Annotated in this window: 10 protein-coding genes and 1 pseudogene; 2 read left to right on the forward strand and 9 right to left on the reverse strand. The window is 41.2% G+C overall.

Annotation, left to right across the window (positions count from 1 at the left end; genetic code table 11):
• Positions 1–75: 75 nt before the first annotated feature.
• The 9 genes and pseudogenes from UYC_RS0105825 to UYC_RS0105870 form a co-directional block, all read right to left on the reverse strand.
• Positions 76–1263 carry a DegT/DnrJ/EryC1/StrS family aminotransferase gene (locus tag UYC_RS0105825; protein WP_016879299.1) on the reverse strand — a complete coding sequence of 396 codons (1188 nt, stop codon included), beginning with the start codon at positions 1261–1263 and terminating at the stop codon, positions 76–78.
• A gap of 19 nt (positions 1264–1282) precedes the next feature.
• Positions 1283–1822, reverse strand: a complete 540-nt coding sequence (locus tag UYC_RS40170; RefSeq protein ID WP_016879300.1) for an acyltransferase — start codon at positions 1820–1822, stop codon at positions 1283–1285.
• 30 nt (positions 1823–1852) lie between these two features.
• On the reverse strand, positions 1853–2263 hold the full coding sequence (locus UYC_RS0105835; RefSeq protein ID WP_016879301.1) for a tetratricopeptide repeat protein: 411 nt from the start codon (positions 2261–2263) through the stop codon (positions 1853–1855).
• 317 nt (positions 2264–2580) lie between these two features.
• Positions 2581–2709 (reverse strand): annotated as a pseudogene (locus tag UYC_RS36345) (DUF2887 domain-containing protein); the annotation flags it as partial.
• A gap of 57 nt (positions 2710–2766) precedes the next feature.
• A complete protein-coding gene (locus tag UYC_RS0105845) occupies positions 2767–6726 on the reverse strand; it encodes a hypothetical protein (protein ID WP_016879302.1) in 3960 nt (1319 codons plus the stop codon).
• Positions 6727–6900: 174 nt separating this feature from the next.
• Positions 6901–8343: a deoxyribodipyrimidine photo-lyase, 8-HDF type gene (locus UYC_RS0105850; protein ID WP_016873716.1), complete on the reverse strand. Its 1443-nt coding sequence runs from the start codon at positions 8341–8343 to the stop codon at positions 6901–6903.
• A gap of 372 nt (positions 8344–8715) precedes the next feature.
• Complete coding sequence (locus UYC_RS0105855; protein WP_016873717.1) at positions 8716–9105, reverse strand: hypothetical protein; 390 nt, start codon at positions 9103–9105, stop codon at positions 8716–8718.
• 395 nt (positions 9106–9500) lie between these two features.
• A complete protein-coding gene (locus UYC_RS0105865) occupies positions 9501–10271 on the reverse strand; it encodes an SGNH/GDSL hydrolase family protein (protein ID WP_235082893.1) in 771 nt (256 codons plus the stop codon).
• 241 nt (positions 10272–10512) lie between these two features.
• Complete coding sequence (locus tag UYC_RS0105870) at positions 10513–10758, reverse strand: hypothetical protein (RefSeq protein WP_016873719.1); 246 nt, start codon at positions 10756–10758, stop codon at positions 10513–10515.
• A gap of 245 nt (positions 10759–11003) precedes the next feature.
• Between UYC_RS0105870 and UYC_RS0105875 the strand changes: the two genes are divergently transcribed.
• A complete protein-coding gene (locus tag UYC_RS0105875; protein ID WP_016873720.1) occupies positions 11004–11642 on the forward strand; it encodes a histidine phosphatase family protein in 639 nt (212 codons plus the stop codon).
• 95 nt (positions 11643–11737) lie between these two features.
• Positions 11738–12085 (forward strand): Rieske (2Fe-2S) protein, encoded by a 348-nt coding sequence (locus tag UYC_RS40175; protein WP_016873721.1) that lies wholly within the window; start codon positions 11738–11740, stop codon positions 12083–12085.

The following is a 12085-nucleotide window of genomic DNA, read 5'->3' on the forward strand; positions in this document are numbered from 1 at the left end:
TCTACAAAATCCTAAAATATTTTGTATCTAACCTATCTATTCTAGATATTTGGATAAGTTTTGGTTTGGTATTAATTAAGTAGTTTTGGCTTCAGTAATAGCAGTTCTTATGATTTGAGCTATTATCCGGATTATATCTTGATTAATTGATGTTCCTGTGGGTAACAGTAAAACACAATCTCCTAATTTTTCAGTTTCAGGTAATAGTAATCTTGTGTGAGGAAAATAGGAGCGATAGGGTTCCATACGATGACAACCCGGATAAAAGTAGCGACGAGCAATAATATTGTTAGCATGGAGAATTTCAAGCAGTTTATCACGACTAATGTGTGTTTCTAATTCATCTATTTCTAAAATAATGTATTGATAGTTACACTTTTCTTGCTCATTGAATTTAAATAAGGAAATACCAGGAATACCTCCAAGTTCTTGTTGATAGTATTTGTAGTTGCGATAGTTTACTTCACTAAACTCATCCATACTTTCCAGGGAAGTTAATCCCATTGCTGCTGACATTTCACTCATCTTGCCATTTGTACCAATATAAATAACGTTATCCATACCAGCAAAACCAAAATTTTCCATTAAGCGAATTTTGTTCGCTAGTTCATTGTTATTGGTAACAATTGCTCCTCCCTCACAAGAATTTATAAATTTGGTAGCATGGAAGCTAAAAACCTCAATTTCTCCAAAATTACCAATCATCTGTCCTTTATAAGAACAACCAAAAGCATGAGCTGCATCAAATAGCAATTTAAGATTATGTTTTTGAGAAATTTTTGTTAAAGCTTCGATGTTACAAGGTTGTCCCCATACATGAACTCCGATAATTCCTGTTGTGCGAGGGGTAATCATGGCTTCTATACGCCAAGGGTTAATTGTATGAGTTTGAGGATCAATGTCACAAAAAACAGGGGTAATTTCTTGCCACTGGAGAGCATGAGCCGTTGCAATAAATGTAAAGGAGGGAACAATTACTTCACCTTTTAGTTCTAAGGCTCGAATAGCCAATTCTAATCCAACTGTTGCATTACAGGTAGCAATACAATGTTTAACTCCAACCAAATCTGCAATACGCTGCTCAAATTCCTGCACGTAAGGGCCGTGATTAGTCAGCCATCTTCTATCAAGAATATCGTTTATACGGCTTAAAAGGCGATCGCGGTTGCCTATATTAGGACGACCGACATACAATTTATCATTTAATGTGAGTGTATCACCAAAAATAGCTAAATCAGTGAAGTGTTTTTTAATATGAATCATACATTTATAAGTTATTCGGTTAATCTGTAGGAATTCTATTTTCTAATAAAAAATTGTTGTAATTTTCAAGGACGCCTAACTTATCTCGATCACCGATTTTGCGATTTCCTACATATATTCCCCACGGTTCTAAGTTTTTGGTAACAACCGAGCCTGCACCAACTGTAGCTCCTTCACCAACGGTAACGCCTGGTAAAATAACACTATTTGCTCCGATTAAACAAAACTTTCCTATATGTACAGGTAATCTCTTAGTGTTTCTATATTTTTCGTCAAGTGTAGGATTTCCAAATCCGCATCCTTGAAAATCTTCTGAAGCGGTAAAAATTCTAACTCCAGAAGATAATCCAGAAAAATCCTCCATCGTGAATTTTTCACCACCTGTGATAGAAGTGAATGAACCAATATGTACATAATTACCTATTTTGATTTTTGTTTTAGCATATATAAAAACAAAATCATCTATTATTATATTTTTGCCAAAGTCAATATTTCCTAAACCAATTATTTTTGTATATTCAAAAGTAGTAACTCCTGGAATATCATAATTATTATTCATGTATTGTCTCCTTTATCAAAATTTTTATATTTATTGATCGCCTTTTACCTCTCCTTTCCCTACATCTTTCTTCAGTTGCTCCAAATGCATTTTGTAATCTTGCCTTTCAGGATGCAGTTTCACCAGCTTTTCCAAAGGAGCGATCGCACCCTTGCCATCCTGCAACTGTAACTGTATTTTTACTAACCCCTCCAAAGCTACTCGGTTTTCAGGTTCTCTTTGTAACACTGACTCAAATCCCCGTGCCTGTTGCTGCAATGATGGTGCAGCAGACGCAACTTGAGCTTGTGGTGGATTCTGAATAGCCTGTACTAGTGCAGAAATTGCTGCAAAGCCTGTAGAGCCAAAGAAAGACACAAAGGATATCCAGGTTACTATTTTTTTTCGCCGCTCTAGCTGTTTGCGACGGGCGATCATGTATTCTTCCCCAGAACCAGCCATATTTGAATGTTTGCTGCGGATAAATACTTAAGTATCAGCAAGCCTCCTGTTATAAAAGTACCCACTCTTATCCAAGAACTATCATCTATGGCTAAAATTTTTTCACACCAAGTTCATAAGCCTGTCCTGAATGTAAAGATGAACAGGCTACTCTACGTAGATTTAGTGGCAGTAACAAGAACGTGGCAGATGGCTTGAGAGTAAGAAGAATCCAGAAGTCAGAATTCAGAATATTCTGGCTCCTGGCTCCTGGATTCAATGAGTGCGGGGGTGCAAAAACGCCGCTTATTCATCCACGCCTACACACAGAATTCAATAGCGAGTTGTTTGACTTCAACCGATGAGACTTGGTAAGCGATCGCTGTTTCGGGTGGTTCGTCGATTAGTTCAAAGAATATACTGGGGAAGCTTTGGAACAAGCGATAAAATATCGTATCTGTTTTCACGTTGCTCGATATTAGGTTTGTGCCATAGCTTTTGATTTTACTTGGTAGTTGATGTTTTCACTGCCAATCTTGAAATTTATCGCTAGTACTGCGAAGTATAGAACTTAACTGGGCGCGACGGGTTTCAAAGTTAGCGGCAATGGAAATGAGGATAATGCCCACTACTAAGCCAACCAGCCATTTGAAGAATGGGTAGCGCAAGCTAAAAATGACTAACTGGTAAAAGGCTGTAATGAAAAAGGTAGCTGTACCAACGTAAAGAAAAGCCCGCACTCGCAAACCTAATCCGGCAAAAATCGCAATCAGGCTAAAAATTCCTGGTATCAGGGCTGTGTCTTGATGGAATAAAATCGCCCAACCACAAATCAAACCACTAGCAAGTAAACGCCAGTAATGACGGTATGCTTTCATATCCGGTAGTTTCAATTGGGGATCGAACTGGGCAACATATAACAACGATAAGCCGATCGCACTCACGTACCATAAAGCATCTGTTAAACCCAAGTCATAAAACCAGCGAAAAACTGCCCAATTAATTAATGCCACACTCATGTATGTGACGCGGAATTGATTGCTTATCTTTGCTAAGAACACATAAAACGCAGCGGTTAATAGCAAAGTAATTGAGTAAATTTGCAGTCTGGTTTCCCACAAAAGTACCAACGGTAAGATGTATGCGGCTGTTTGCCAAGGGCGTTTCGACCAACCCCAGCTTTCCCACGGTAAGATGTAAAGAAAATAGGCAACTACACAGGCGATCGCAGCATTCCAAGGTACAAGCGCACCCGCAAATAACTGTCCTACTGCCGTCTCGCGCCAATAAATCCTCATTGCAGCTACTTCTAGCAAGCCAAGATAAACCCAGATTTCGTCGGGTGTAAAAATTGACGCGGGGAATTCTTCTCTCTCAACGGGATATCTTCCTTGAAAGATGGCATAACGAATCAAAAATATGCCTGTGCCTAAACCTACAAGGCGATTAACTTGAATGGGTGCTGTGATCGCTGCTATTAATAAAAAGCTACTCCAAGCCCAGTGCAGATGGGCAACTGTTTTCAGTTCTTCGGTACTCAAGCGCAAATAGCTACTTAGCCAAGGTGAGAGGATGCGATAGGCATACATGATGCTTGTGCCTAAAGCAGACATGGCAATTAAACCATCACCCCATGCTCCTCCTGAAGCTTGTAACATTTGATAGAACAAAAGTTCATAAGCAGAAATCGAGATGCCAATAAGCCCCAAGTAAACAAGAGGTTTAAATTCATGGCGACGCCGCCCCACTCCGATCGCTATTAAAGCTACGCCCAAAGAAGCCAAACCTGTCCATTTGGTAAAGGTGTTCAAACGCAGTACCAAACTAAAGCCACCATACATGAGTGGGAGGATGTGAAAGCTGCTCGGTAACCTTTCTAAACGATGTCGCCTTTGCCACCACTCTCCAAACAGCTGAGTTACCAAACCCAAACCAATATTTGCGATCGCTATGTGGATAATTGAAGGTTTGCCAAAGCCAATTAACTCGGCAGTTAGTAATTCCAAACACCAACCAATGCCATAAAAGGCAAAATTTGTCGCCTCTCCCCAGCTGCGATAAACAATTGCCCCCAAAGTAATCGCACCAGCAGCTAAATATAAAAATCCTGGAGTTGCAATTTGCAGATAAACCAACACAGAATGCAGCGTTAAACTCAATAACTCTATGCCGCATAATGCGATCGCCCACTTATCTGTTGCATCTGCATAGATACTTGCTAATTCGTTACTTGTTTGTCGCAGTAGTTTCCGAGTTAGCCATAAACTCAGGATAGCGATCGCCCCTACTACAAACCACCCCTGTATTGCTAGCTTTGGAAAGCCAAGTACACCTTCCCACAGCAGAGTACCAATAGTACTGAGAACAAATCCTAATGTAATTACTGCATATACTTTATGTCGTAAATAGTTAGTATTCACGAACATTAAAGCAGCAGCAACAGCTAAACTGATTAATCTGAAATTGGGTAGCGGTAAAGTGAGCAATTGGGAAAGCCCCAATGCTACAACACTCAAGATACTATTAGTGGTGCGTTTTTCTCCAGAACTGCGACTCGCAATTCCTGTTAGAGTCATAGGGGTAATTAACCAAATTAGTCCCCAGTTAGCATGACTTCCACCATAATTTCTCCAAGCTAAATCAGCATTTACCCAAAGTAAAAGGAAACTAATTATAGCTAGCCCTAAACCAATATGCCAGGCACTACGTCGCCACCAGTGATCGCCAATGCTAAATAGCCACTCTCCTACCATTACGGCTAACAAAATCATTGCCCAGTGTTCATTGCGCAAGCTGGGGAAGAACCAATCAACTATCGAGCAAAACGTTAGTACTCCCGTAATGTGAGTGAGATATATTAAGGTTGGGGAAGCTGGAGTGTGGAGCAATTGTTGTAACTGTTCTCCCCCTCTTCTCACCGTGCGGTGCTGAGTGACGATTGCCAGAGTTACTGTAGAAAAAAGTAAGTTTAGCGATCGCAGTACAGGATTTACCAACGCGATCATAGTTAATACAGAAGCAAAAAACAAAGTTAGTAGTTCGCCAAACTTAGCTACTTCGCTTCTACCAACATGACGCAGCAATTCTATTAGCACTACCATCAAAATGACGTAAGGAAATAAAGCAATACTTAGTAATGCCCAAGCTTCATTTTGAGAATTGGTGAGTTGAGTCGCAATGGCGATCGCCCATTTTTGTAACTCATAAGGTACTAACCGCCAACCCAACCAAATCGTCTCTAAGCCAATAACAAAAATGGCAGCAAAATCTGGTTGGAGATTGTATCGCTGCAAGCGACTGCTAAAAAACCACAAACTTAAGCCACTAACAGCTATTGCTTGCCAAGGATGAGTTACTACTGAAACCAACCAACCAAGGAATAAAAGAATACCGCCGATGAATTGCCAAGGTACAGAAAGACGCAAAGAAGCGTTTTGTAGAGACGCGTCATGGCGCGTCTCTACACCTTCTGTTCTTGATACTGCCAACCAAGCCACCAACCAACCGCAAATGCCAATAGCTAACCCTAACTGCGTAATATCTATGTTGGCAACAAAAATCCCCCTAACTAACAACACTAGTAAGGCATAAATCACTATAGAGGCAGGTAAGCTCATGTCTAATCCACTCTGCCTGTCTCTTTGACGTGCCAAACGAGTTTGATAAACGGTAATAAGACTAGTTCCCACTACAGCCAAATAAAGGGCAATTAAGGGAAAACCTGATATTTGCCAACCCCAGTGCAGATAACTCAATCCGAGAATATTTATCAGACGGAAATTTTCATGAGGCAAATGAACAGCAAACAATCGACTTTTGCAAATTAAAACTGTAATCGCGGTGAGGGAAAAAGAAGCGATCGCCACTACAATCCAATTCACAGGATTTTGCCACAGCCCAAAGCTATCCATTGCCCAAAAGTTAACTGGCACTAGCAAAAGTGTGACTGTTAGCAATGTTTGTGTCGTTAATCTTAAATTACTCTGTTTGCCTGTCCAAAAACTCAAACCCCAAAAACAAAGAGTATAAGCGAACAAAACGCCATACTGTCCCGCTACTGGAAACTTCTCCCACTGGCTAGCAGCGAGTACTCCAGAAGACAGCACTACCAGAAATACACCCAAAAACAGCAGCCAACGAACGCTCAATTCTGATAGCAATGACTGCAATATTTCTGTGAAAAGATTGGATTTAGCCAACTGTGGTGGCGGCTTTTGTTTCCCAGAAACAACAGATGGTTGTCCAGCGTTGGAAATGACAGTTGATTTTTCTGCTATCCTCTGGGAAACTCCTTGCACGTTTACAGATTCAGCACGAGGTTCTAATATGACGCTACAAACAAGAAACTCTCGGCATAGTTGCCTCACTTGAGCATCGGATATTAACCCCAAACTTAGCCAGATATCGAGTCCTTGCAATAACTGCGGATGGTACGATGGTAACCTGACTTCAATTTTGATGGAGCGCTCAAGAGGAGAAGACATAAAATAGCAGCCCTAAAGCTAGATACTTAAATAATCATTTTCTTTAAGTGTCTTTTCACTCTATTTGTGCCACTTATGCCGCCGACTGCTGTTAATTTTTGTTGACACTTTTGATCGAGCAGACGGCAGAAGTTAAACCCCACAAGAAATTTTAAAATTTCTACTGTTAAATAATTATCCCAATGGCTGAATTTTTTGCTGTTGGTAAAACTCTTTAAACTGCTTTTGTTGTTTTTTGTGCTCCACAATGGGGGCAGGATAATCAACAGCCTGACGTTCCAAAGGTGTAATATTACCAGTTACTAAATATTCTGTATCTATAGAACGCAATTCGGGAAGCCACTGACGAATATACTCAGCATCTGGATCGAATTTTTGTGCTTGACTGGCAGGATTGAAAATACGTAAAGGTTTAGGATCCATGCCACTAGAAGCACTCCACTGCCAACCGCCATTATTTGCAGATAAATCACCATCAATTAGTTTCTGCATGAAATATTTTTCTCCTAATTGGGGATTAATCAGCAAGTCTTTAGTTAAAAAGCTAGCGACAATCATTCGACAACGGTTGTGCATCCAACCAAGTTCATTGAGTTGACGCATAGCTGCATCAACAATCGGATAGCCAGTTCTACCTTCGCACCAAGCTTGAAAATGTTCTACATTTGTTTGCCAAGGAAAGTTTTTGAAGGTGTCGCGATAGGCACCTTCTGCTAATTCTGGAAAATGATACATGGCGTGTTGATAAAACTCCCGCCATGCTAATTCTTGTTGCCAGGTGCGGATGCTCGCTTCTGTTTCTTCGCTGCGGCTGTTTTCTAAGGCTTGTTGTGTAGCTTGCCAAACAGTACGAATGCTGATCGCACCAAATTTTAGAGCTGCACTCAATCGGGATGTACCGTCGGTTGCTGGAAAATTTCGCTGCTGTTGATATTCATCAATGGCGTGAGCGCAAAATTCCTCTAAACGTTCTTGTGCTGCTGCTTCTGTTGGTGCAATCACTAATTCTCCATCCCAAACAAATCCTAATTCTTGAGCTGAAGGTAATTCAATCGCTCCGGCAACCTTTGCTTTTTCCTTTTCTGTTTCTGTTAACCCCTCAGCATTCTCCAGAGTTTCGACTGGATTTGCCTTCGCTTTACTACTCCAATTTTTCCAAAAGGGAGTGTAAACAGTGTAGGGTTGATTGGAACCAGTGCGGATATCTTCTGGTGAATGCAGCAATTGATCCCAGTTTTTTTCTAGAAACTCAATACCTTTTTCTTTCAACGCCTCTATCACGGCGCGATCGCGTTTTTGAGAATAGGGTTCTACATCCCAATTCCAAAATACAGCTTTGGCATCTAATGTTGCCGCCAACGCTGGAATTGCCTGTACGGGATTGGCATGAAGTATTAATAACTGGCTACCAGCTTGAGCATATCGCTGTTGAAGTGCCTGCAAGCAGCCAATCATGTAAGTCACTCGCACTGGAGCCACATCATCCCGTTCCAAAATATTCGGATCGAGGCAAAACACACCCACAACTTTTGCACTCCGCTGCCGCGCAGCAGCAAGCCCTGTGTTGTCAGAAATGCGTAAATCGCGCCGATGCCAAAACAAAATTAAGTCAGACATTCATTTTTATTTTTAGTTCGCTTGTACTAGATTAGAGCTAATAGTAGCAATTAGTATCTGTCTATTGAAAAATTTTTCCTGGTAGGCAGAGGAGCCAGCGCCGTGGGCGGGTTCCCCGACTTGGGGCGACTGGCGTGGCAGGAGGCAGTAGACGCGGAGCGGCGTATCCGTTGGTAGAAAATTAGGACAAGGGGACAAGGAGAGATGGGGAAGCTCTTGAAGTTGGGGAAGCTGGGGGAGTAAACGTGAATAACGATTCTCCCCTTTCTCCACGGCAGTTGCTACAAGTCTCTTAACCCGCAAGGGCGCACTGCCTCCCCTGCTGCACCTCTCCCCCTGCTCTCTTCTGTACGTACCTCACCAGGGGCTAAACTAGAATTGCGTAACTGTCACGTTAATACCAGAATCCAGTTGTTTGGGGGGCTTGAAATAATCAATTTGTTGGGTATTTTGAGGAGTTTGGTTATTTTTTTTATTTTCGCATTCCTTGAAGATACGAGCTGGATCTGTAATGAATTCAATGATATTTTGACATTCCTGCTGGCGTACTATCGAAATTGAGCGTCCAGCTTGCTGTAGATTATTGTTTCGATGGATGACATTACCCCAGCTACTGTTAATAGTGACAGGTTTGGTTACCAAAGAAGCAGCGTGATCGCCTGAACCTCTAACAGAAGGAAGATTCGCTGGATTGGCATAGACACTCGCGGTTACACCAAATATCCCGATCGTAACGAACAAATTTAGGAGCAAGCATTTCATAAATTACATCTCTACAAAATTAATTGGATATCTAATATGAATTTTGGCTGCTAACACTTAGAGGTGCATCAGGGTAACTCTCTGCATCCAAATTAACCCAGAAATGTTTTTAACTACAGCGTGCTACAAATTGATTCCAGAAGTTGGGAACGGTTGATAGATAGGGGCTAGGGGCTAGAGACTAGGAAAGAAGCACCAGGAGCAGAGGGGCAGAGGGGAGGCAGTGCGCCCTTGCGGGTTAAGAGACTTGTAGCAACTGCCGTGGAGAAAGGGGAAAATCGTTATTCACGTTTACTCCCCCAGTTTCCCCATCTCTCCTTGTCCCCTTGTCCCCTTGTCCCCACCTCCCCGTGTCTTCTTCTTCCCAGTACCCAATCACTAGTACGATGAGAAAGTTAATGTGCAATCTTCAGTTCTTTGAGAGCGGCTTCTCCCAATATTCGATGAGCAGCAGTAGTTGGATGAATGTCATCCCAGAATAGAAATTCGTCGGCATTTTTACAAATAGCAACATTGTTCACACAAGCGCTTGTCACATTTGTAAAACCAAACTTTGCTGGTTCTGTTATCGCTTCTCGATATAATAAATTGACATCAAGCTCGATAATCTGAGCATCATTGTCTAAGTTTTGGTTAAGAAAATTTAGAGATTTAGCCAAGCCAAGATTATGAGCGATCGTTACAGCACTCAGACTATTAGAATAGGGGCTGTTACGTGTGGCTGGAAGTTTACCTAAATCTGGTAAATTAGCTATCAATATATTTTTAGCTCCTGCTGTTACAAGAGACTGAATTGCATTTGATAAATTGGAAATTGAAGTAGCCGAATCGGTAGCGCCTGAGAGGTAATCATTCGCGCCAGCCCATAAAATATAAAGTGCTTTATTATTTACCTTTTGATGAGCTTTTGTAAAACTATAAACTTGCGCTAATACGCCCGGAATTCCATTAACAGTAGTATTTAGTGTAGTTGCACCACCATAAGCAAAGTTATTAATTTGCTGATGACTTAATCCTAGATTAGAGCTAAGATATTCTACCCAAACTGGGCCATTTGAATAACGTCCTCGAAAGTAGGGAGGGCTGGGAGGATAAATTTTTTCAGCATTTTTAAATCCATTGCCAATATCTGAAAGACTATCACCAAACACATAGAGTTCATCCATTTTATTTGAATAATTTAAGCCTTGTGTATGAGATGCAAATACAACCATAATTAAAGTTATGAAAGTAAGCGCTACTAGAAAAATACGTTTTTTCATCATTCAACTTTATTGTTATCAAAAGCTCAAAACCCTCTTCGTATAGTATGTGAAGAGGGCTATTACTCAAGATTTAACGTGATAAATATAGGGGATGTCTTTTACTTTTTGGATATTGTCTTTATGTACTGAAACTAAAATTAGGCTAAATTGTGGCAGAACGAATTGCATAACTTGAGTGTGCAAAATTTTTAAGCTGCTCTTTTAATTTATTTGGAAGACAATGGAAAGCACGACCTTGCCATCCCTTTGTTCTTTGATATTCCAGATGTCCACAATACTTATTCCCTTTATGAATATGCCAACCCCAGTTAGCTGGAATTACCTCATATTCACTCAAGGTTTGAGTCAAATAAAGCGTCAACTGTTCAAGGTTATGTTGAGGTTTCATAGCTGTATAGAAATTCCAGTGTTTATATATAAAGGACACAATAGTTTTGGTTTTATAGATAAATATTCTCTTAAATCCAAGCTGTTTGACCCCTTACTTGAGAGTTATTTAGTTCGCATCTAGAGAGAGATTTACTAACAAATTTTATGAATCTGCCTGAGAATTAAAGCTGTACGCGAAGCAGATGGTAGAAGGAATAATCGAGAGCTTAGACGTTACACTCTAAAAAATTTAGGAGAAAATCCATGAGCTTAAGACTATATCTACTGCGACACGGGGAAACAATTTACAGTCGCACAGGCGGTTTTTGCGGTATATTAGACCCGGATTTAACTCCAGAAGGACATTTGATGGCTCAGGCGTTTGCCGAGTTTTATAGTAAATTACCCTGGGAAGCCGTTTATGTCAGTCCAATGAAGCGCACGATCGCTACTGCTAAACCGTTGTGCGAGCGAATCGGCATAAATATGCAGCTACGGGATGGGTTGAAAGAAATTCACTACGGTAAATGGGAAGGCAAAACCGCGGACTATGTTAAAGAAAACTATGGTGATGACTATGTGCGTTGGTTAACAGAACCTGCTTGGAATCCCCCCACAGAAGGAGAAACTGCCGTTGAAATTGCCAGTCGGGCTTCGGTAGTCATTGCCGAAATTGAAGAAAAACATCCGACGGGCAATGTTTTAGTGGTATCGCATAAAGCAACCCTACGGATTATTCTGTGCACTTTGTTAGGTATAGATTTAGGACGATACCGCGATCGCATCCAAGCACTTGCTGCTTCTGTTAGTATTGTCAAATTTGATACGCACGGCCCTTTACTAGAAGTATTGGGCGATCGCTACTACTTACCCGAAAATTTGCGTGCTTTGGCGGGAACTTAAGACTTAAAGTCTCTTAACAAAGCTTAAGAATGCGTTGATAGCTTTTGGGCAAGATAATATGATATGAGTATTTGACCTGATGGGTGTCAATACTCATGGTGCAAGACCAGATTTTGCTGAATGATTGGCATGTCATAGGGCGATCGCAAGACTTCCAACCAGGAACAGTCATGCATAAGCGTTTATTAGGCGAAGATTTAGTGCTCTGGCACAATGGCGATAAAGTCTTAGCTTGGCAAGACTTTTGCCCTCATCGAGGTGCTCGTCTCTCCCTGGGATGGGTTGAGAAAGATACCCTAGTCTGCCCTTACCATGTCGAGTCTCAGCAACCCCGACGCTTACCTTTAGACTTGCAAGCAGAAGTACATTTACCAAGCGATCGCTATTCACTTGCGTACCGTAAGTGGCTCAAGCAACAGGGTGTTGTCTTTGGCACTATCTAA

This window comes from Chlorogloeopsis fritschii PCC 6912, assembly GCF_000317285.1.
In the GTDB taxonomy this organism is placed as follows: Bacteria; Cyanobacteriota; Cyanobacteriia; order Cyanobacteriales; family Nostocaceae; genus Chlorogloeopsis; species Chlorogloeopsis fritschii.